The sequence below is a fragment of the Pseudomonas granadensis genome, assembly GCF_900105485.1.
GTDB classification, from domain to species: domain Bacteria; phylum Pseudomonadota; class Gammaproteobacteria; order Pseudomonadales; family Pseudomonadaceae; genus Aquipseudomonas; species Aquipseudomonas granadensis.
The window spans coordinates 3,635,290-3,657,500 of the sequence record NZ_LT629778.1; the positions used below are offsets into that span (position 1 = coordinate 3,635,290).

Consider the following 22,211-nt stretch of genomic DNA (forward strand, 5'->3'; position numbering starts at 1 on the left):
CGACACCTTCGTCGCTGACAGGACGCTATCGCGAGCAGGCTCACTCCTACATGGGAACTGCGCTTACATATGAAAAGCCCGGCGCTCATCACTGAGCGCCGGGCTTTTTCACATCCGGATCAATCAGGCATCCAGCTCGGCCCAACGCTCTACCAGCGCATCCAGCTCGGCCTGCAACTGCTCCAGCGAAGCGATGACCTTGGCCGTCTCTGCCGGCGGACGCTGATAGAAACCGGCCTCGGCCATTTCCGCTTCGACCGCCGCGATCTGCTGTTCCTTGGCGTCGATGTCGCCCGGCAAGGCTTCCAGCTCACGTTGCAGCTTGTAGCTGAGCTTCTTCTTCGCCACCGGAGCCGCAGCGGCAGGCGCCGCCACCGGTGCCGGCTCAGCGGTGACCACCGCCGAGTTCAAGTCAGCCTTGCCCGATTTGCTTTCGGTCACGCCCAGCAGACGTGGCGAGCCACCCTGACGGATCCAGTCCTGATAGCCACCGACGTATTCACGCACCTTGCCTTCACCTTCGAAGACCAGGGTGCTGGTGACCACGTTGTCGAGGAATGCCCGGTCGTGGCTGACCATGAGGACCGTGCCGTTGAAGGTCAACAGCACTTCTTCGAGCAGTTCGAGGGTTTCGACGTCGAGGTCGTTGGTCGGTTCGTCGAGCACCAGCAGGTTCGCCGGCTTGCTGAACAGCTTGGCCAGCAACAGACGCGCACGCTCACCACCCGACAGCGCCTTGACCGGCGTGCGCGCACGCTGCGGGCTGAACAGGAAGTCACCGAGGTAACTCAGGACATGCCGGCTCTGGCCATCGATATCGATGAAGTCGCGGCCTTCGGCAACGTTGTCGATCACGGTCTTTTCCAGATCCAGCTGATGGCGCAACTGGTCGAAATAGGCCACATCGATGCGCGTGCCCTCTTCCACTTTGCCGCTGGTCGGTTGCAGACCGCTGAGCATCAACTTCAGCAGGGTGGTCTTGCCGGTACCGTTGGCGCCAAGCAGACCAATACGGTCGCCACGCTGCAACACCATCGAGAAATCCTTGATCAGGAACGGCCCGCCCGGGTGAGCAAAACTCACATTCTCGAGGACCATCACCTGCTTGCCGGACTTGTCGGCGGTTTCCAGCTGAATGTTGGCTTTGCCGGTACGCTCGCGACGTTCGCTGCGCTCCACACGCAAGGCTTTCAGCGCACGTACGCGGCCTTCGTTACGGGTGCGACGGGCCTTGATGCCCTGACGGATCCACACCTCTTCCTGAGCCAGACGCTTGTCGAACAGCGCGTTGGCGGTTTCTTCAGCGGCCAGTGCAGCTTCTTTGTGCACGAGGAAACTGGCGTAATCGCCGTTCCAGTCGATCAGGCCGCCGCGGTCCAGTTCGAGAATGCGCGTGGCAAGGTTCTGCAGGAAGGAACGGTCGTGCGTGATGAACAGCACGGCGCCCTGGAAATCCTTCAGCGCTTCTTCGAGCCAGGCAATCGCCCCGATATCCAGGTGGTTGGTCGGTTCGTCGAGCAGCAGCAGATCCGGCTCGGAAACCAGCGCCTGTGCCAGCAGCACGCGACGACGCCAGCCGCCGGACAATTCGGCGAGGGTCTTGTCGGCCGGCAGCTGCAGGCGGCTGAGGGTGCTGTCGACCAAAGTCTGCAAGCGCCAGCCATCGCGGGCTTCGAGGTCGTGCTGGACATGCATGAGCTTGTCCAGATCGGCGTCGGTGACGATGTTCTGGCTCAGGTGATGATATTCGGCGAGCAATGCACCGACGCCATCGAGGCCTTCGGCAACCACGTCGAAAACGGTCCGCTCGTCGGCCACCGGCAATTCTTGCGGCAATTCGCCGATTTTCAGACCGGGGGCACGCCACACCGAGCCGTCATCGGGCTTCTGGTCGCCCTTGACCAGTTTCATCATGCTGGACTTGCCAGTGCCGTTGCGGCCGATGATGCACACCCGCTCACCACGGGCGATCTGCCAGGACACCTTGTCCAACAACGGCATAGCGCCGAACGCAAGGGACACATCGCTGAATTTGAGCAGGGTCATGAGCTTCTCCAAAAACCGGGCGCGTATTCTACCTGAATCAGCGCTCGCGCAGGCCGGCAATTTGTCTGTGGAAGCACTCTGCACAACATTTGTTGCGAACTTGTGCCGTGAGCCCTGCAAAGCTTTCGCCGCTTGCTGGCAAAAGGCTAAGCTACAGGCAATTCAGTGCCGACCGAGGTCGGCACTTGTCATGATTTCTCTGCCCGGATGTCTCATGCGCAGTCGCCTTTTCAGTGTTTTGTCCTGTTTGTTTTTCACCGCCGCTGCCGCTCAATCCGCCCAGGCGGTGGACCTGTCCACTCAACGCCAGTATTACGATGAAGCCAAGCGCGCACTGGCCAAGGGCGATACCGGCCCGTATTTCCGTTACAGCCAGGCGCTGGCCGACTATCCACTGGAGCCGTATCTGGCCTACGACGAGCTGACCGCGCGCCTGAAATCGGCGAGCAACATCGAGATCGAGAAATTTCTCGCCGAGCACGGCGATCTACCCCAGGCCAACTGGATGAAACTGCGCTGGTTGCGTTGGCTCGCTGACCGCGGCGACTGGACAACCTTCGTCAAGTATTACGACCCGAAACTCAATTTCACCGAACTCGACTGCCTGAACGCGCAGTACCAGATCAGCCACGACAAGAAGGCCGAGGGTTACGCCAACGCGGAAAAACTCTGGCTGACCGGCAAATCGCAACCGGCGGCGTGTGACGCGCTGTTCGGCATTTGGGCGGCTGACGGCCAGCTCACCGAACAGAAACGCTGGGAACGCACCAAACTCGCCGCGCAAGCGCGTAATTATCCGCTGGCGAACAGCCTGATCAACGGCTTGACCACCCTCGCCCCGCGCGGTCGTTTGCTGGTCGATGTTGCGCAAAAACCCGAGCTGCTCAATCAGCCGTCGCGCTTTACCCCGGCGGATGAACCGATGTCCGACGTGGTCAGCCTTGGCCTGCGCCGCCTCGCCCGTCAGGACCCGGACAAGGCCATGGCCCTGCTCGACGGTTACGCCAGCAGCATGCATTTCTCCCGTGATGAAAAAGTCGCGATCGCCCGCGAAATCGGCCTGACCCTGGCCCGCCGCTTCGACAGCCGCGCCCTCGATGTAATGACCAAGTACGACCCGGAGCTGCGCGACAACACCGTTTCCGAATGGCGCTTGCGCCTGCTGCTGCGCCTGGCCCGCTGGGATGACGCTTATGAACTGACCAAACGTCTGCCGCAGGATCTGGCCACCACCAACCGCTGGCGCTACTGGCAGGCGCGCAGCCTCGAACTGGCCCAGCCGCAGAATCCACAAGCCCAGACGCTTTACAAGAACCTTGCGCGGGAGCGTGACTTCTATGGCTTCCTCGCCGCCGACCGCTCGCAATCGCCGTACTCGCTGAACAACAAGCCGCTGGTGCTCAGCCAGGCCTTGATCAACAAGGTACGCAACACGCCGGGCGTGCGTCGCGCGCTGGAATTCCACGCTCGCGGGCAGATCGTCGACGGTCGCCGCGAGTGGTATCACGTCAGCCGGCATTTCAACCGTGACGAAATGGTCGCCCAGGCCAAACTCGCCTACGACCTGAAATGGTATTTCCCGGCCATCCGCACCATCAGCCAGGCGCAGTATTGGGACGATCTCGACATTCGCTTCCCGATGGCCCACCGCGACACGCTGGTGCGCGAAGCCAAGGTGCGTGGCCTGCACTCGAGCTGGGTGTTTGCCATCACCCGTCAGGAAAGCGCTTTCATGGACGACGCCCGCTCCGGCGTCGGCGCCAGCGGCCTGATGCAACTGATGCCCGGCACCGCCAAGGAAACCGCGCGCAAGTTCAGCATCCCGCTGGCCTCGCCGCAGCAGGTGCTCGACCCGGACAAGAACATCCAGCTCGGCGCCGCTTACCTGAGCCAGGTGCACAGCCAGTTCAACGGCAACCGCGTCCTCGCCTCCGCCGCCTACAACGCCGGCCCAGGCCGCGTGCGCCAATGGCTGCGCGGCGCCGATCACCTGAGTTTCGACGTCTGGGTGGAAAGCATTCCGTTCGACGAAACCCGCCAGTACGTGCAGAACGTGCTGTCGTACTCAGTGATTTACGGCCAGAAGCTCAACTCGCCACAGCCGCTGGTGGATTGGCATGAGCGGTATTTCGACGATCAGTGAGAACGAGCTGACGCCGAGTCATAAAAAATGCCCGTATCGTTAGATACGGGCATTTTTGTTGAAACGCTCGAAGCCTTATTTTCGTTTCGATCTGGCGGCGGCTGTTCCGAGGTCAGTCAGGCGATATCGCTGAGTCGGGCTCTTCGGATTTTCCGGGTCAGACATTTCGATCAAACCGGCCGCCAAGGCTGGCTTGAGATAATTGGCTCTGAAAGTCGCTCTATGTGTCAGCCCGATCTCGACCATCAGTTCGCTGGTTCTCATGGATCGGTTTGCGAGTATCGGCAGCAGCCTCTCTACTGGGTCGGTTACTGGGTCGGTTACTGGGTCGGTCACCGACTCGGAATCAATCGCCTCACGCAGCGAAATGTTCAATGCCTGCAGCATGTATTCAACGAAGGGCGTGGCCTCGTCCATCCGGTCAGCCGCCGACAGCGCTGCGTAATAGGCATCCTGCTCCTCGCGTATGACCGCCTCAACAGGCAGATAAGCCAGCACCGGTCGCCACTGACTGAGTATCAACGTTTGCCACAACCGCCCCATTCGCCCGTTTCCATCTGCAAACGGATGGATGAATTCGAATTCATAGTGAAAAACACAACTGGTGATCAATGGATGCCAGTCCGACTTGTCTAGCCATGCCAGCAAATCGTCGATCAACGCAGAAATCCGGCTCGGCGGCGGGGCCATATGAACCAATTGATCACCGCGATAAATCCCTACGCCCGCCCGACGCAGGCGTCCGCACTCATCAATTAACCCTTGCATCAGTAACTCATGGGCTCGAAGCAAGTCGGCCCGGGTGGCTGGTTGCCACTGCGGCATGGCCTCATAAGCCGCGAAAGCATTGCGCACCTCCTGGATTTCTTTCGGCAACCCAAGCACTCGACGTCCTGCAAGAACGGCGGTGACCTGCTCGATGCTCAACGTATTGTTTTCAATCGCCAGAGAAGCCTGGATCGTTCGAATACGATTGCTGCGGCGCAGTTGCGGCGTCTGCCTGTTGTCGTCCACAGCCGAGAGCTGACCGATTTGTTCGCTGATATCCGCAATCAGCGCGATCATTCGGGCGGTGAGAGTCAACGGCGGTTGATAACGACTCATTTGTCCATCCAGGCATTCAAACAGGCCGCCATAATGCCCGATACACGCACCGTTGATCACAGTTGATCAGCGATTCCTTTCCCATCATTGAACTGCAACGCCGCCAACCGCGCATACAACGGGTTACTGGCAATCAGTTCCTGATGCGTACCTATCGCCACAAGCCTGCCCTGATCCATTACGGCAATCCGATCGGCATTCTTGACCGTGGCCAGACGATGGGCGATCACCAGCGTGGTGCGGTTGTGCATCAGGCTGGGCAGGGCTTGCTGGATCAGGTGCTCGCTCTGCGCGTCGAGGGCGCTGGTGGCTTCGTCCAGCAACAGGATCGGCGCGTCGACCAGCAGCGCCCGGGCGATGGCGAGACGCTGGCGCTGGCCGCCGGAGAGTCCGAGGCCGCCATCGCCCAGGTGTGTCTGGTAGCCGTCAGGCATTTGCTCGATAAAGTCGTGGGCGTGGGCGATGCGGGCGGCTTCCTTGACCTGTTCCAGCGTCGCCGTCGGGCAACCGTAGCGGATATTCTCTTCGACGCTGCCGAAAAACAGCGCAGGCGTTTGCGAGACAAGGGCAAAGCAACGGCGCAGATCCAGCGGATCAAGACATGTCAGTGGCACGCCGTCGAGCAGGATCTGCCCCGCCAGCGGATCGTAGAAACGCAGCAACAGGTCATAAACCGTGGACTTGCCTGCACCGGACGGCCCTACCAATGCAAGGGTTTCACCGGCTTTCACCGTCAGACTCAAGCCGTCGACCGCATAGCTTTCTGGACGCGACGGGTAGGAAAAACGCACATCCTTGAGTTCGAGTTCACCTTTGACCCGCGCCGGCAAAGTCACCAGCCCCGCCGTGGGCGGCTGGATGCTGTTTTCCGAGCGCAGCAATTCGGCAATACGTTCAGCAGCACCGGCCGCGCGTTGCAGTTCACCGATGACTTCGCTCAATGTGCCGAAGGCGCTGCCGACGATCAGGCTATAGAAAACGAATGCCGCCAGTTCCCCTGCAGAAATTCGCCCGGCCATGACGTCCATGCCGCCGACCCACAACATCACCGCCACCGCGCCAAGCACCAACACGATCACCAGTGTGATCAGCCACGCGCGCTGAAAAATCCGTTTGCGCGCGGTGTCGAACGCCTGCTCAACCGTCAAGGCAAAGCGCTGCTCGTCCTGGACTTGATGGTTATAGGCCTGCACGGTTTTGATCTGACCGAGAGTTTCGGAAACGTAGCTGCCGATGTCAGCGATACGGTCCTGACTCTGGCGCGACAGATTGCGCACGCGTCGGCCGAACAGCAGGATCGGCGCGATCACCAGCGGCAGTGCGATCACCACGATGCTGGTGAGCTTGGGGTTGGTAATGAACAGCAGCACAACGCCGCCGATCACCATCAGCAAGTTGCGCAAAAACAGCGACAGCGAAGAGCCGATCACCGATTGCAGCAGCGTGGTGTCGGCGGTGAGGCGCGACTGGATTTCCGAGCTGCGGTTGTCCTCGTAAAAACCCGGATGCAGATACACCAGGTGGTTGAACACCTGGCGGCGAATGTCGGCGACCACGCGCTCGCCAATCCACGACACCAGATAAAAACGCGCGAAGGTACCCACCGCCAGCCCGAGCACCAGCAGCATGAACAGCGCGATGGACTGGTTGAGCAGATGCGGCGATCGGGTCATGAAGCCCTGATCCACCAGTAATTTGATGCCCTGCCCCATCGACAAGGTAATGCCGGCGGTAACGATCAGTGCGAGCAGCGCGCCGAAGGCGTGCCAGCGATACGGCAGGAGAAAATGACTGGTCAGACGCAGAGCGCGCCGGTGCCGGGAAGAAAGCATCGAAATCATGGAATTCACGTCTGTGCTGGGTGAATAGGGCCTGCCTGTTGACTCAGATGGGGTGGAACTCTGTAAATCACAATGAGTCAGGTTAAATATGCCCGTGATCACTGGATGCTAGAAACGATTGGTCTAAGGTTGCGGTTGAGACGAACGGCCAATTCTGTTTGAGTAAAGATGCTGTTCGCCGACGGACCACAGGGAGTTGTCACAGCCCGGTCACGCGGCGGTTTTAATCTAGGCGCACAACCTGATGAGGAGACAGGCCATGTCCTTGCAACACACCAGCGAAGACAAGATTCAAGTGATTCGCACCCAACCCGACCAGTCTCTGGGTTGCTCGATTATCGATGAGCAGGGCCGCGAAGTACCCATCACTGAAGACATGATCCAGAACGCCTGCCGCGAACTGGACAAGCGATTGGTCAAGCCTGCCGAACAAGAGTGATATAACCACCGTCTTCCTGACCCGGCCCTGTTTGCCGGGTTTTTTATGGGTGCAATTCTGGATCTGTATTGCAACCTTCGCGAGCAGGCTCGCTCCCATAGAGGGTCTACGGCGTACGCAGAACCTGTGGGAGCGAGCCTGCTCGCGAAAGCGTCGCCGCGATTTTCTAGACTGCCACAGCCCCAAGCGCCGCTACGATCTGCGCCAATGCCGGCGCCTCCCCGTCAACCCGCACTTGCAGACCTTCAATCTCGCGTCGCACCGGATACTGCTTGCGCAGCACATCAAACGCCACACGCTGCTCAGCGACACTGCCTACAAGGCTGCGGCGAAAATCCGCATCGTCACGGCGTGGGTCATATACGCCACGACACAACATGGCCAGCGCCCACGCCGGATCGCTGTCGGCGTGCAGCGTCACTTGCGACAACCACGGCGCCGGCAGCAGCTCCGCGAGCTGAATGCTCGCGGGTTGGCCGATAAAGGCGCAAAACGCCTGATAGATCTGCGCCGTGCCGCGCTGCTTGCCATCAAGGCTGTAACCGGCGATGTGTGGGGTCGCCAGCACGCAGAGCTCAGCCAAGGCGACGTCGACTTCGGGTTCAGCCTCCCAGACATCGAGCACGGCCTGCAGATCTTCCCGCTCCAGCAGCACCTGACGCAGCGCGGCGTTATCTACCACCGGGCCGCGCGCCGCGTTGATCAGCCATGCGCCGGGCTTGAGCTGGCGCAAACGTTGCTCATCAAACAGATGCCAGGTCGCCCCGTCACCGCTGCGGGTCAGCGGTGTGTGCAGGCTGATCACATCGCACTGCTCGATGATTTGGTCGAGGCTAACGTAATCGCCGCCTTCGGCTGCCTGACGCGGCGGGTCGCAGACTTTTACATCCCAACCCAAGCCTCTGAGCACGCTGATCAAGCGCCCACCGACTTCGCCTGCGCCGACGACACCGTAGGTGCGCTGGGCCAGATCGACGCCTTCGATTTCAGCGAGGGTCATCAGACTGCCCAGCACATAATCGACCACACCGCGTGCATTACAGCCCGGCGCGCTCGACCAAGTGATTCCGGCCTGGTTGAAATAATCCAGATCCAGATGATCGGTGCCAATCGTGCAGGTGCCGACAAAGCGCACCTTGCTGCCCTCCAGCAGCGCTCGGTTGACCTGGGTCACCGAGCGTACGAGCAGTACGTCGGCCTGCTCGACCGTCGCACGGTCGATGGCACGGCCAGGCACTCGGCGGATCTCGCCGAACCCGGCAAAAAAGGCATCGAGCAGCGGGATATTTTCGTCGGCAACAATCAGCATGGCGGGCTCCTTGGGCGGATCGGCAGTTTAGGTGCAGATCGCTTCCCGGGCCAGCAGCCTTTGCGCTTACAAATCCGCTACGAGGATTTTTCCTGACTGCAATGTCAGCGGCGTAGAATGCGGCGCCTTGCGCATCAACACCTGTGGACGTTTTGCCTGTGAATTCCGTTACTGATCAACCTGTCGCCGTTAGCCTTTCTCGCCCCGCGCGGATTCGCCTGGAGCTGAAGACCCTGCTCGCCCTGGCCGTGCCGATCATCATCGCGCAACTGGCGACCACCGCCATGGGCTTTGTCGATGCGGTGATGGCCGGGCGTGTCGGGCCGAAGGACCTGGCGGCAGTGGCGCTGGGCAACTCGATCTGGGTGCCGGTGTTTCTGCTGATGACCGGCACACTGCTGGCAACCACACCGAAAGTCGCACAGCGCTTTGGCGCCGGTACGCACAGCGAGATCGGCCCGATTGTCCGTCAGGCCCTATGGCTGGCGCTGGTGGTGGGCCTGATCGCGACGGCGATGCTGATCGCCGCCGAGCCCGTTCTGCACCTGATGAACGTCGATCCGGAACTGATCGGCCCGTGCATGCAATATCTGCACGGCATCGCCAGCGGGCTGCCAGCGGTGGCGTTCTACCATGTGCTCCGTTGCTTCAGTGACGGCCTGGGCCGCACGCGGCCGGCGATGGTGTTGGGTCTGTGCGGTCTGGCGCTGAATATTCCACTGAACTACATCTTCATTTATGGTCATTTCGGCGTGCCAGCCATGGGCGGCGTCGGCTGCGGTTGGGCCACGGCGATCGTGATGTGGGTGATGGCCCTCGGCATGGCCGGCTACGAACGTTGGGCCCCTGCGTATCGTTCGAGCGAACTGTTCAGCCGTTTCGACTGGCCACAGTGGGCGGTGATCAAGCGGCTGCTGGCGATTGGTCTGCCAATCGGCATCGCGGTGTTTGCCGAGTCGAGCATTTTTGCGGTGATCGCCCTGCTGATCGGCAGCCTCGGCGCCACGGTGGTCGCCGGGCATCAGATCGCCCTCAACGTCAGTTCGCTGGTGTTCATGATCCCCTACTCGCTGGGCATGGCCGTCACCGTGCGCGTCGGTCAGGCGCTCGGCCGTGAGGAGCCGCGCGAAGCGCGTTTTGCTGCGGGTGTCGGCATGGCCACGGCACTGGCCTATGCCTGTCTGTCGGCGAGCATGATGCTGGCACTGCGCGAACCGATTGCGGCGATCTACACCGCCGATCCGACAGTGATCCACATTGCCGCGATGCTGATCGTCTATTCGGCGTTGTTCCAGTTCTCCGACGCGATCCAGGTCACCGCCGCCGGCGCCCTGCGTGGTTATCAGGACACGCGGGTGACGATGATTCTGACCCTGTTCGCCTATTGGGGCATCGGCTTGCCGGTGGGTTACGCCCTCGGCCTGACCGACTGGCTCGGCGAACCACGCGGTCCGAGCGGTCTGTGGCAGGGTCTGATTGTCGGCTTGAGCTGTGCGGCACTGATGCTGTCGATCCGCCTGACCCGCAGCGCGCGCAAACGCATCCGCATCAGTCGCTCGGCTGGCTGAGCACTTTCTACCGCAACAAAAAAAATGGGAGCCAGCCTGCTGGCGATCGCGGCAAATCAGTCACGGAGATATCGACTGATTTGCCGTCATCGCCAGCAGGCTGGCTCCCACATTTGTTTTAGCGTTGGCCCCGGGCTCAGGCGTCTTTCTTGCGAATCCAGTACAGGTAAGTACCGGCCTCTTTGTGCTTGCCGACCAGTTCATGGTCGAGGAACACGCAGAATTTGGGGATATCGCGCTGGGTCGACGGATCGGTGGCGATGACCTTGAGCAGGCCGCCAGGCGCCAGATCACGGATGTGCTGGTGCAGCATCATCACCGGCTCAGGGCAATTGAGGCCGGTGGCGTCGAGGGTGCCGTCGACCGGGGTATCGATCATTTCACTCATGGTTTACTCCTGAAACTGGCCGGCATTGTCGCGCATTGCCGGGTGTTCGGTCACCTGCGGTGTTACGCCACACTCCAAGCGAGCCTGCTCGCGAAAGCGCTGGGTCAGCCAATGATGTGTTGACTGACAGATAGCCTTCGCGAGCAGGCTCGCTCCCACAGGGTTTCGTATTGTGTCAGCGGGATCTGGCTTTCTTTGTGTCATGCCGGCGCAAATGGCAGGTCACTTCTTCGCGGTCGTGATACAGCTGCTTGCAGCCAATATCGACTTTGATCCCGCGCGCCTTGAAGCCGTCGGCGATGCGTTCAAGCAAACGCTTCACCTCGGCATAGCGCTGTTTCATCGGCAGCTTCAGATTGACCACCGCCTCGCGGCAATGACCTTCGCCGATCCACTCTTCGAGCATTGCCGCGTTACGCGCCGGCTTTTCGACGATGTCACAGACCATCCAGTCCACCGGTTGCTTGGGCTTGAAGGTAAAGCCGTCAGCCATCAGGTGCTGAACCAGCCCCGTGTCCATCAGGCTCTCGGCCATCGGGCCATTATCGATGGCGGTCACCAGCATGCCGCGATTGACCAGTTGCCAGGTCCAGCCGCCGGGTGCGGCGCCCAGGTCGACGCCGGTCATGTCGCTGTGCAGACGGTCTTCCCATTGATCACGCGGAATGAAGTGGTGCCAAGCTTCTTCCAGTTTCAGCGTTGAACGGCTCGGCGCCTCGCGGGGGAACTTCAGGCGTGGAATGCCCATCGGCCACATCGCCGAGTTACCGGCATCGGCCATGCCGAGAAACACTTCGCGACCACTTTTGAAGGTCAGCAGCAGGCGCGGTTTGCTGGCGTCGTCCACCAGTTTGCCGGCGGCAGTCAGGGCTTTGCGCAGCGGGCCTTCGAACTTCTTGCAGAAGTTCGACAGTTCCTTGCCATCATTGGTGTCGACCACTTCCAGCCACAGGCTGCCACAGACAGGGAATTCGGCCATGTGCGCGAGGATCACGCTGATACGGTCGGTTTCCGGCAAATCGATGAAGACGCCGCGCGCCCATTGCCGCGGAAAAATCAGCTCGGCGAAACGCTGACCGCGCATCAGGCGTTCGGCGCCGTCTGCTTCGGTGCAGACAAACTCGGCGTACGCTGTAGCCGCTTTGGCCTTGGCGTAACCGGCCACGTTCAGTTGGGCGGCAAGGTCGGAAATCTCCGAACAGACTTCGCCTTCGAAGCCTGGTCGGCAATGCATGAATAGGGTGTTCATTGTTACTCCTGGGCAAAGGACGAGGATTGGTCCCCTGCGCGCTGCTCAAGCCTTGCTTCACAGCAAAGCCTGTCACGAAAACCGGCGCATGATAGCCGATGTTGGAACCTTGGTTCTCGCGACACAGTCCAGTTAATAGCCAGCTATTCAAAACAGGGCTAGGTTTAATGCTCTGTCCGTTTCCTCAGTCCGTAGCCGTGCGGACTCAAAGGAGTGATCGTAATGCCGTCCCTTGATAGCCTGAAAACGCTCAAAACCCTACAAATCGACGACCAGACCTACCACTACTTCAGCCTGCCGGACGCCGCCAAGAGCCTGGGCGACCTCGACAAACTGCCAATGTCGCTGAAAGTGCTGCTGGAAAACCTGCTGCGCTGGGAAGACGAAAAAACCGTCACTGGCGCTGATCTCAAGGCCATCGCCGCATGGCTCAGGGAACGCCGCTCCGACCGCGAAATCCAGTACCGCCCGGCCCGCGTACTGATGCAGGATTTTACAGGAGTACCCGCTGTGGTCGACCTCGCCGCCATGCGCGCGGCGATGGCCAAGGCCGGCGGCGATCCGCAGCGGATCAATCCGTTGTCGCCGGTGGATCTGGTGATCGACCACTCGGTGATGGTCGACAAATTCGCCTCGGCCAGCGCGTTCGAACAAAACGTCGATATCGAAATGCAGCGCAACGGCGAGCGTTACGCCTTTCTGCGCTGGGGCCAGAGCGCTTTCGATAATTTCAGCGTGGTGCCGCCGGGAACCGGGATCTGTCACCAGGTCAACCTTGAATACCTCGGGCGCACGGTGTGGACCAAGGACGAAGACGGGCGCACCTATGCCTTTCCCGATACGTTGGTCGGCACTGACTCGCACACGACCATGATCAACGGCCTCGGCGTGCTCGGCTGGGGCGTTGGCGGGATCGAAGCGGAAGCGGCAATGCTCGGGCAACCGGTGTCGATGCTGATTCCGGAAGTGATCGGTTTCAAACTCACTGGCAAGCTCAAGGAAGGCATCACCGCCACTGACCTGGTACTGACCGTCACGCAGATGCTGCGCAAGAAAGGCGTGGTGGGCAAGTTTGTTGAATTTTACGGTGATGGCCTCGCTGACCTGCCGCTGGCCGACCGTGCGACCATCGCCAACATGGCCCCGGAATATGGGGCGACGTGCGGGTTCTTCCCGGTCGATGAGGTCACGCTGGACTACCTGCGCCTGTCCGGGCGGCCGCCGGCCGTGGTCAAACTGGTCGAGGCGTATACCAAAGCGCAGGGCCTGTGGCGTCTGCCCGGTCAGGAGCCGCTGTTCACTGACAGCCTGGCGCTGGACATGGGCAGCGTCGAAGCCAGCCTCGCCGGGCCGAAACGGCCGCAGGACCGCGTTTCGCTGCCCAATGTTGCGCAGGCGTTCAGTGATTTTCTCGATCTGCAGTTCAAACCTACCAGCAAGGAAGAAGGCCGCCTGGAAAGCGAGGGCGGCGGTGGTGTTGCGGTGGGCAATGCCGATCTGGTCGGTGAAGCGGATTACGAATACGAGGGCCACACCTATCGGCTGAAAAATGGCGCCGTGGTCATCGCAGCGATCACCTCGTGCACCAACACCTCCAACCCGAGCGTAATGATGGCTGCCGGGTTGCTGGCGAAAAAAGCCGTAGAGAAAGGCCTGACCCGCAAACCGTGGGTGAAGAGTTCGCTGGCGCCGGGTTCGAAAGTGGTTACCGACTACTACAAGGCCGCCGGTCTGACGCAATATCTCGATCAGCTCGGGTTTTCCCTGGTCGGCTACGGCTGCACCACCTGCATCGGCAACTCCGGGCCGCTACCTGAGCCGATCGAGAAAGCCATCCAGAAAGCCGACCTCACCGTGGCCTCGGTGTTGTCCGGAAATCGCAACTTCGAGGGCCGCGTGCATCCGCTGGTAAAAACCAATTGGCTGGCCTCACCGCCGCTGGTCGTCGCCTATGCACTGGCTGGCAGCGTGCGCAGCGACATCAGCAGCGAACCGCTGGGGCAAGACCAACAAGGCAATCCGGTGTACCTGCGCGACATCTGGCCGAGCAGCCAGGAAATCGCCGACGCGGTGAATCAGGTCAACACCGCCATGTTTCACAAGGAATACGCGGAGGTGTTCGCCGGCGACGAGCAGTGGCAAGCGATCGAAGTGCCGCAAGCGGCCACGTACGTGTGGCAGGACGACTCTACCTACATTCAACATCCGCCGTTCTTCGACGATATCTCCGGCCCGCTGCCGCAAATCGAGGATGTCAAAGGTGCGCGCGTACTGGCACTGCTCGGCGATTCGGTGACCACCGACCACATTTCCCCTGCCGGCAACATCAAGGCTGACAGCCCTGCGGGGCGTTACCTGCGCGAGAAAGGCGTGGAGCCGCGCGACTTCAACTCCTACGGCTCACGGCGCGGTAACCACGAAGTGATGATGCGCGGCACGTTTGCCAACATCCGGATCCGCAACGAAATGCTTGGCGGCGAGGAAGGCGGCAACACGATCTACATTCCGACCGGTGAGAAACTGGCGATCTACGACGCGGCCATGAAATACCAGGCATCGGGTACACCGCTGGTGGTGATTGCCGGTCAGGAATACGGCACCGGCTCCAGTCGGGACTGGGCGGCCAAGGGCACCAACCTGCTCGGCGTCAAAGCAGTAATTGCGGAAAGCTTCGAGCGGATACACCGCTCAAACCTGGTGGGCATGGGCGTGCTGCCGCTGCAATTCAAGCTCGACCAGAATCGCAAGAGCCTGAATCTGACCGGCAAGGAAACGTTTGAAATCCAAGGACTGACCGGTGTGGAGCTGACGCCACGGATGAATCTGCCGCTGCTGATCACTCGTGAGGATGGGCGTCAGGAGAAGATCGAGGTGTTGTGCCGCATCGATACCTTGAATGAGGTGGAGTACTTCAAGGCTGGCGGGATTCTGCATTACGTATTGCGGCAGTTGATTGCTTCGTAATATTTGCAGAAACAGAAACACCGCCATCTGGCGGTGTTTCCCTTTGCGCGCAGCACTTTTCCACAGGCGAAAAAAAACCCGCCGAAGCGGGTTTTTCCCAAGACCATTATCGACTCCCTGTCGGCAGCGATCCTTGCAATGGTCGATCGTCCTTGATCCTGAAACACTCCCTGTGTCTCAGTTGATGTGTGTAGATTACCCAGTGGATCCAATCGGTAATAGTCGTAAAAGCTACCAGAGCGTGTAAGACATTCGCCATAGGAGCCCTTCCGAAAACCCTTAGTCGCGTCAGGCACCACCGCTTTCACGGGCCTTGGCGCTTTCGGCAAGGAAATGCTCGAGTCTGCTCAGTTGCTCTTCCCAGCCACGACTGTCCATGTAATAGGCCTCTTTCTGGCGAATATCGGGAATATGGGCAAATCCGGATTCAGAGACTTTCAAGAGGGTGCCATCCTCGAAATCCTGCAGCTCAAACCTGACCAGCGTGGTCGGCTCCTGTGAGTAATCGATCTTCGGGTTGACTGCATACGGATGCCAGCGGAACGAAAACAACTGCTGCGGCTCGACCCGCTCGATCAGCACATTCCATAAAACGTGTTCATAACCCGGATAAGTGACTTGCCCTTGCGTCCATTCTCCGGCAATGAACCGACGGCCCTCCAGCGCCACGCCAAACCACTGGCCAAACGCCTCGGCATCAACCAAGGCACGCCAGACATGCGAACGCGGCGCCTTGAGCGTGATCTTGCGTTCGAAACTATTGGGTACTGGCTTCATACGTCACCTCCTGTTCTGAACACTAGGCTTGTATGACCACATGTCCAATGTGAAGTTGTATCAAAGCGGTGCAGCCACTTCCGAAAGGAAACATCCTGCTGCCATTTTTTGCCGGTGCCACGATGGATGCCGAACCCCTCACGCAGCGAAGCTGGTACCTTTGCCAGCGACATGAATGAAAAGGATTGCGTCATGCTGCCATCCCTTGCCGATCGTTATCGCGGTGCCCTTCTCGGTCTGGCGTGCGGCGACGCCGTAGGTACTACGGTTGAGTTCAAACCACGCGGATCATTCCAACCGTTGACCGACATGGTTGGTGGTGGCCCCTTCCACCTCGAACCCGGGCAATGGACCGATGACACCTCGATGGCGTTGTGTCTGGCGGAAAGTCTGCTGACCAAAAATGGCTTCAATGCGGTTGATCAGATGGGCCGCTATCTCAATTGGCGGCAGTGGGGTTATCTCAGCTCGACTGGTGAGTGTTTCGATATCGGCACGACCGTCAGTCAGGCGCTGGCACACTATCAGCAAACCGCTGACCCTTTTGCCGGCTCGACCGACCCATACAGCGCTGGTAACGGTTCGCTGATGCGCCTGGCTCCGGTGGTGCTGTTTTACTTTCCCGATCTCCAGCAGATCCACACCTTTGCCGCCGACAGTTCGCGAACTACCCACGCCGCCCCGGAAGCCATCGAGTGTTGCCAGTTGCTGGCTGGCTTGATCGCCAAAGCCCTTGCAGGCGCAAGCAAAGCAGAGCTGCGCCGGCTGTCATCCGCCAGCTTCTCACAGCCCAAGGTCGCGGCCATTGCCCGTGGCGATTACTTCAGCCTGTCCGAGGCAGATATCAAAGGCAGCGGCTACAGCGTGCAGTCGCTGGAAGCAGCGCTGTGGTGCTTTCAGCGTACGAACAGCTTTGCAGCAGCGATATTGCAAGCGGCCAATCTGGGCGATGACGCCGATACCACTGCTGCGATTACCGGTCAGTTGGCCGGCGCCTATTACGGCGTACAAGGCATTCCTGCGCATTGGCTCGCTACCCTGCACGACGGTGCAGAGATTGCGGCTATAGCCGACCGTTTGCTCGCAGCTGCCCGAATGCGCCCGACTGAATAAACGCAGCGCAAACGCTACACTGCTCGGCACCTGACCTTCAATACAGCGAGATCTGACCATGTCCCCGCGCCTGCTTTTGGCTCTGTCGCCGTTTCTGTTCTCCCCGCTCCTCCATGCCGCCGTTGACTGCGCGAATGCCAGCGATCAGGCGACAATGAATCAGTGTGCAGGCCAGGATTTCAAAGCGGCGGACAACGAACTGAACACGGTGTATCAGCAGATCACGGCACGGTTGAAGGACAACCCGGATGGCAAGAAACTGTTAATCAGCGCGCAGCGCGCGTGGATCGGGTTTCGCGATACCGAGTGCAAGTTCTCCGCCTCGGGCGTCGCGGGTGGAAGCGTCTATCCGCTGATTTACAGCAACTGCATGACCAGCATGACGAAAACCCGGGTTGAATCGTTGAAACAGTATCTGAAGTGCGAAGAAGGTGACATGAGCTGCCCGGTGCCGGGCGCCTGACACAGCTCTGAACCACAGACCCGCTCCCCAGTTGAAAGGCTTCCACTCGTGGGAGCGAGCCTGCTCGCGAAGCTGTCAGCCAGACACTTACCACTGAACGATCAAACGTGCGGATCCCCCGGCGCCTTGCTCGGCACCGCGTACTGCGGCTTGAGATGACCGTCCTGATCAAGCAACCAGGCATCCATGATCTGCCGCACCACTGGCCCGGCGACACGACCGCCGGCCTCGCCGTTTTCGATCATTACCGAAATGGCAATCTTCGGATGTTCGGCCGGGGCGAAACCGACGAACAAGGCGTTGTCGCGGTGGCGCTCAAGGGTTTTCTCGCGGTTGTAGCGCTCGCCCTGCTTGATCGCCACCACTTGTGCCGTACCGCTCTTGCCGGCGATTCGGTATTGCGCACCCGCCGCCGCCGCGCGGGCGATACCTCGGGCGTCGTGCATGACCATCTGCATGCCATGGTTGACCTGTTCCCAATCGCGCGGATCCTTGAGCAGGATGTTCGGCATCGGGTGCTCATCGACCGGCGCGACGCCATCGACGGTTTTGGCCAGGTGCGGACGGTTCCACACTCCTTTGTTCGCGATCAACGCCGTGGCCTGAGCCAGTTGCAGCGGCGTGACCTGCATATAACCCTGACCGATACCGAGAATTACCGTTTCGCCCGGGAACCAGGCCTGGCGCCGTGTGGCACGCTTCCAGGCTTGCGACGGCATGAGGCCGGGTGACTCTTCAAACATGTCCAGCGAGACTTTCTCACCGAGGCCGAACATCGCCATGTAATCGTGCAAGCGATCGATACCGAGCTTGTGGGCCAGATCATAGAAGTAAGTGTCGTTGGAACGCATGATTGCTGCATCCATGTCCACCCACCCATCGCCGCTGTGGTTCCAGTTGCGATACTTGTGATCGAAATCAGGGAGCTGGTAGTAACCGGGGTCGAACACACGGGTCTGCGGGGTCACGACTCCGGCGTCGAGGCCAGCGATCGCCACTTCCGGCTTGATGGTTGATCCCGGTGCGTAGAGCCCGCGCAGGACACGGTTAAACAACGGTCGGTCGATCGAGTCACGCAGTGCCGAGTATTCCCTGGAACTAATACCAGTGACGAACAGGTTCGGATCGAAGCTCGGATTACTGACCATCGCCAATACTTCGCCTGTCGACGGATCAAGCGCTACCACTGAACCACGGCGATCGCCCAGGGCGGCCTCTGCCGCTTCCTGCAGTTTGACGTCGAGGCTGAGCACGATGTTTTTACCCGGCACCGGATCGGTGTGCTTAAGCACCCGAAGTACCCGACCCTGAGCGTTGGTTTCGACTTCCTCATAACCGACATGGCCATGTAACTGCGCTTCGTAGAATCGCTCAATGCCGGTTTTACCAATGGATTGAGTGCCGCGGTATTCGACCGAATCCAGGGTTTTGGCTTCTTTTTCGTTGATTCGGCCAACGTAGCCGATTGAATGGGCAAAATGCGCCCCGAGCGGATAATCGCGGACAAATTGCGGCTCGACATCAATGCCCGGCAAATGAAACTCGTTGACGGCCAATACGGCGATTTGCTCTTCGGTCAGCTCGTAGAACAGCGTCACCGGGGTAAACGGATGACGGGATTGCTTCATCGCCTTGTCGAAAACCGCGCGATCCTCCGCGGGCAGATGCAAGAGATTGATGACCTCGTCCAGCTCTTGATTGACGTCGCTGGCGCGTTCGCGGGTGATTGTCAGGTTGAAGCTGGGACGGTTATCAGCGAGTACCACGCCGTTGCGGTCGTAGATCAGACCGCGCGTCGGCGGGATTGGCAAGACGTGAACGCGGTTGTTTTCCGAGATGGTCGAGTGGTAGTCGAACTCCACTACTTGCAGGATGTACAGGCGCACGACAAGGGCGCAGCTGATGGCAAAGACGAACAAGGCGCAGGCAATCAACCGTTTGTTGACCAGACGCGTCTCTTTTTCGTGGTCCTTGATCGGGATGGCTTCAGGCATTTCTACAGCAACTCTTTAACATGAATGAATGCCGAATCCGTGGGCATGGCAGCAGTCCGTAAAAACGAGCTGCACCATACCAAAAACTGCCCGGTCACTTCAGGACGTTTTTTTAATGACGACGGTTGAAGCGAATTGATGCATCGGCGAAACTTTCCCGCAGGCAAAACAAAACCCCAACTGCTTTCGCAATTGGGGTTTCGGAATTTAATCTTGACGATGACCTACTCTCACATGGGGAAACCCCACACTACCATCGGCGATGCATCGTTTCACTGCTGAGTTCGGGATGGGATCAGGTGGTTCCAACGCTCTATGGTCGTCAAGAAATTCGGGTACTGACTCGTGACCAGATGGCCTCGCTTCAGCAAATTGGGTATGTGACAGCTTTCGGTGTTTGTGCGTTTCGAACTTTCGGTTCGTTTCGTCTTCACACACCGCAATCTGGTCTCTTCGACGCAAATTGCTTGGGTGTTATATGGTCAAGCCTCACGGGCAATTAGTATTGGTTAGCTCAACGCCTCACAGCGCTTACACACCCAACCTATCAACGTCGTAGTCTTCGACGGCCCTTCAGGGAACTCAAGGTTCCAGTGAGATCTCATCTTGAGGCAAGTTTCCCGCTTAGATGCTTTCAGCGGTTATCTTTCCCGAACATAGCTACCCGGCAATGCCACTGGCGTGACAACCGGAACACCAGAGGTTCGTCCACTCCGGTCCTCTCGTACTAGGAGCAGCCCCTCTCAAATCTCAAACGTCCACGGCAGATAGGGACCGAACTGTCTCACGACGTTCTAAACCCAGCTCGCGTACCACTTTAAATGGCGAACAGCCATACCCTTGGGACCGGCTTCAGCCCCAGGATGTGATGAGCCGACATCGAGGTGCCAAACACCGCCGTCGATATGAACTCTTGGGCGGTATCAGCCTGTTATCCCCGGAGTACCTTTTATCCGTTGAGCGATGGCCCTTCCATACAGAACCACCGGATCACTAAGACCTACTTTCGTACCTGCTCGACGTGTCTGTCTCGCAGTCAAGCGCGCTTTTGCCTTTATACTCTACGACCGATTTCCGACCGGTCTGAGCGCACCTTCGTACTCCTCCGTTACTCTTTAGGAGGAGACCGCCCCAGTCAAACTACCCACCATACACTGTCCTCGATCCGGATAACGGACCTGAGTTAGAACCTCAAAGTTGCCAGGGTGGTATTTCAAGGATGGCTCCACGCGAACTGGCGTCCACGCTTCAAAGCCTCCCACCTATCCTACACAAGCAAATTCAAAGTCCAGTGCAAAGCTATAGTAAAGGTTCACGGGGTCTTTCCGTCTAGCCGCGGATACACTGCATCTTCACAGCGATTTCAATTTCACTGAGTCTCGGGTGGAGACAGCGCCGCCATCGTTACGCCATTCGTGCAGGTCGGAACTTACCCGACAAGGAATTTCGCTACCTTAGGACCGTTATAGTTACGGCCGCCGTTTACCGGGGCTTCGATCAAGAGCTTCGCGTTAGCTAACCCCATCAATTAACCTTCCGGCACCGGGCAGGCGTCACACCCTATACGTCCACTTTCGTGTTTGCAGAGTGCTGTGTTTTTAATAAACAGTCGCAGCGGCCTGGTATCTTCGACCGGCATGAGCTTACGGAGCAAGTCCTTCACCCTCACCGGCGCACCTTCTCCCGAAGTTACGGTGCCATTTTGCCTAGTTCCTTCACCCGAGTTCTCTCAAGCGCCTTGGTATTCTCTACCCAACCACCTGTGTCGGTTTGGGGTACGGTTCCTGGTTACCTGAAGCTTAGAAGCTTTTCTTGGAAGCATGGCATCAACCACTTCGTCACCCAAAGGGTAACTCGTCATCAGCTCTCGGCCTTAAGATCCCGGATTTACCTAAGATCTCAGCCTACCACCTTAAACTTGGACAACCAACGCCAAGCTGGCCTAGCCTTCTCCGTCCCTCCATCGCAATAACCAGAAGTACAGGAATATTAACCTGTTTTCCATCGACTACGCTTTTCAGCCTCGCCTTAGGGACCGACTAACCCTGCGTCGATTAACGTTGCGCAGGAAACCTTGGTCTTTCGGCGTGGGTGTTTTTCACACCCATTGTCGTTACTCATGTCAGCATTCGCACTTCTGATACCTCCAGCAAGCTTCTCAACTCACCTTCACAGGCTTACAGAACGCTCCTCTACCGCATCATCCTAAGATGATACCCGTAGCTTCGGTGTATGGTTTGAGCCCCGTTACATCTTCCGCGCAGGCCGACTCGACTAGTGAGCTATTACGCTTTCTTTAAAGGGTGGCTGCTTCTAAGCCAACCTCCTAGCTGTCTAAGCCTTCCCACATCGTTTCCCACTTAACCATAACTTTGGGACCTTAGCTGACGGTCTGGGTTGTTTCCCTTTTCACGACGGACGTTAGCACCCGCCGTGTGTCTCCCATGCTCGGCACTTGTAGGTATTCGGAGTTTGCATCGGTTTGGTAAGTCGGGATGACCCCCTAGCCGAAACAGTGCTCTACCCCCTACAGTGATACATGAGGCGCTACCTAAATAGCTTTCGAGGAGAACCAGCTATCTCCGAGCTTGATTAGCCTTTCACTCCGATCCACAGGTCATCCGCTAACTTTTCAACGGTAGTCGGTTCGGTCCTCCAGTCAGTGTTACCTAACCTTCAACCTGCCCATGGATAGATCGCCCGGTTTCGGGTCTATTCCCAGCGACTAGACGCCCTATTAAGACTCGCTTTCGCTACGCCTCCCCTATTCGGTTAAGCTCGCCACTGAAAATAAGTCGCTGACCCATTATACA

At 58.9% G+C, this 22,211-nt stretch carries 14 protein-coding genes and 2 rRNA genes (1 of these 16 running past the window's edge); 6 read left to right on the forward strand and 10 right to left on the reverse strand.

Features of this window, described 5'->3' with window-relative positions; genetic code table 11:
- Positions 1–123: 123 nt before the first annotated feature.
- On the reverse strand, positions 124–2,046 hold the full coding sequence (locus BLU52_RS16020; protein WP_090284760.1) for an ATP-binding cassette domain-containing protein: 1,923 nt from the start codon (positions 2,044–2,046) through the stop codon (positions 124–126).
- Between the two features lie 214 nt (positions 2,047–2,260).
- Here BLU52_RS16020 and BLU52_RS16025 point away from each other — a divergent pair, with 214 nt between their 5' ends.
- Positions 2,261–4,189 (forward strand): transglycosylase SLT domain-containing protein, encoded by a 1,929-nt coding sequence (locus tag BLU52_RS16025; protein ID WP_090284761.1) that lies wholly within the window; start codon positions 2,261–2,263, stop codon positions 4,187–4,189.
- Between the two features lie 75 nt (positions 4,190–4,264).
- Here the strand turns inward: BLU52_RS16025 and BLU52_RS16030 are convergent, their stop codons facing one another.
- Both BLU52_RS16030 and BLU52_RS16035 read right to left on the reverse strand, forming a co-directional pair.
- The gene (locus tag BLU52_RS16030) at positions 4,265–5,293 is read right to left on the reverse strand and encodes a Fic family protein (protein ID WP_090288597.1); all 1,029 of its coding nucleotides are present in this window, start codon (positions 5,291–5,293) and stop codon (positions 4,265–4,267) included.
- A 56-nt stretch (positions 5,294–5,349) separates the two neighbouring features.
- Positions 5,350–7,134, reverse strand: coding sequence for an ABC transporter transmembrane domain-containing protein (locus tag BLU52_RS16035; protein WP_167359902.1), 1,785 nt, complete (start codon positions 7,132–7,134; stop codon positions 5,350–5,352).
- Between the two features lie 259 nt (positions 7,135–7,393).
- Here BLU52_RS16035 and BLU52_RS16040 point away from each other — a divergent pair, with 259 nt between their 5' ends.
- The gene (locus tag BLU52_RS16040; RefSeq protein ID WP_090284763.1) at positions 7,394–7,573 is read left to right on the forward strand and encodes a PA1571 family protein; all 180 of its coding nucleotides are present in this window, start codon (positions 7,394–7,396) and stop codon (positions 7,571–7,573) included.
- 166 nt (positions 7,574–7,739) lie between these two features.
- Here the strand turns inward: BLU52_RS16040 and pdxB are convergent, their stop codons facing one another.
- Positions 7,740–8,882: a 4-phosphoerythronate dehydrogenase PdxB gene (pdxB, locus tag BLU52_RS16045; protein WP_090284765.1), complete on the reverse strand. Its 1,143-nt coding sequence runs from the start codon at positions 8,880–8,882 to the stop codon at positions 7,740–7,742.
- A 158-nt stretch (positions 8,883–9,040) separates the two neighbouring features.
- Here pdxB and BLU52_RS16050 point away from each other — a divergent pair, with 158 nt between their 5' ends.
- A complete protein-coding gene (locus tag BLU52_RS16050) occupies positions 9,041–10,450 on the forward strand; it encodes an MATE family efflux transporter (RefSeq protein WP_090284767.1) in 1,410 nt (469 codons plus the stop codon).
- A 136-nt stretch (positions 10,451–10,586) separates the two neighbouring features.
- Here BLU52_RS16050 and tusA read toward each other — a convergent pair whose 3' ends face one another.
- On the reverse strand, positions 10,587–10,838 hold the full coding sequence (gene tusA / locus BLU52_RS16055; RefSeq protein ID WP_090284770.1) for a sulfurtransferase TusA: 252 nt from the start codon (positions 10,836–10,838) through the stop codon (positions 10,587–10,589).
- A gap of 175 nt (positions 10,839–11,013) precedes the next feature.
- On the reverse strand, positions 11,014–12,087 hold the full coding sequence (rlmM, locus tag BLU52_RS16060; RefSeq protein ID WP_090284772.1) for a 23S rRNA (cytidine(2498)-2'-O)-methyltransferase RlmM: 1,074 nt from the start codon (positions 12,085–12,087) through the stop codon (positions 11,014–11,016).
- Positions 12,088–12,309: 222 nt separating this feature from the next.
- On the opposite strand from rlmM, the gene acnA reads away from it, so the two are divergent.
- Positions 12,310–15,051 carry an aconitate hydratase AcnA gene (gene acnA / locus BLU52_RS16065; protein WP_090284774.1) on the forward strand — a complete coding sequence of 914 codons (2,742 nt, stop codon included), beginning with the start codon at positions 12,310–12,312 and terminating at the stop codon, positions 15,049–15,051.
- Between the two features lie 288 nt (positions 15,052–15,339).
- Here acnA and BLU52_RS16070 read toward each other — a convergent pair whose 3' ends face one another.
- On the reverse strand, positions 15,340–15,828 hold the full coding sequence (locus tag BLU52_RS16070; RefSeq protein ID WP_090284776.1) for an SRPBCC family protein: 489 nt from the start codon (positions 15,826–15,828) through the stop codon (positions 15,340–15,342).
- A 192-nt stretch (positions 15,829–16,020) separates the two neighbouring features.
- Between BLU52_RS16070 and BLU52_RS16075 the strand changes: the two genes are divergently transcribed.
- Both BLU52_RS16075 and BLU52_RS16080 read left to right on the forward strand, forming a co-directional pair.
- Positions 16,021–16,941 carry an ADP-ribosylglycohydrolase family protein gene (locus tag BLU52_RS16075; protein WP_090284778.1) on the forward strand — a complete coding sequence of 307 codons (921 nt, stop codon included), beginning with the start codon at positions 16,021–16,023 and terminating at the stop codon, positions 16,939–16,941.
- 58 nt (positions 16,942–16,999) lie between these two features.
- Positions 17,000–17,404: a lysozyme inhibitor LprI family protein gene (locus BLU52_RS16080; RefSeq protein ID WP_090284780.1), complete on the forward strand. Its 405-nt coding sequence runs from the start codon at positions 17,000–17,002 to the stop codon at positions 17,402–17,404.
- Positions 17,405–17,505: 101 nt separating this feature from the next.
- Here the strand turns inward: BLU52_RS16080 and mrdA are convergent, their stop codons facing one another.
- The 3 genes from mrdA to BLU52_RS16095 form a co-directional block, all read right to left on the reverse strand.
- Positions 17,506–19,398 carry a penicillin-binding protein 2 gene (gene mrdA, locus BLU52_RS16085; protein ID WP_090284782.1) on the reverse strand — a complete coding sequence of 631 codons (1,893 nt, stop codon included), beginning with the start codon at positions 19,396–19,398 and terminating at the stop codon, positions 17,506–17,508.
- A gap of 211 nt (positions 19,399–19,609) precedes the next feature.
- Positions 19,610–19,725, reverse strand: a 5S ribosomal RNA gene (gene rrf, locus BLU52_RS16090).
- Between the two features lie 151 nt (positions 19,726–19,876).
- A 23S ribosomal RNA gene (locus BLU52_RS16095) occupies positions 19,877–22,211 on the reverse strand; it runs 559 nt beyond the window's last position.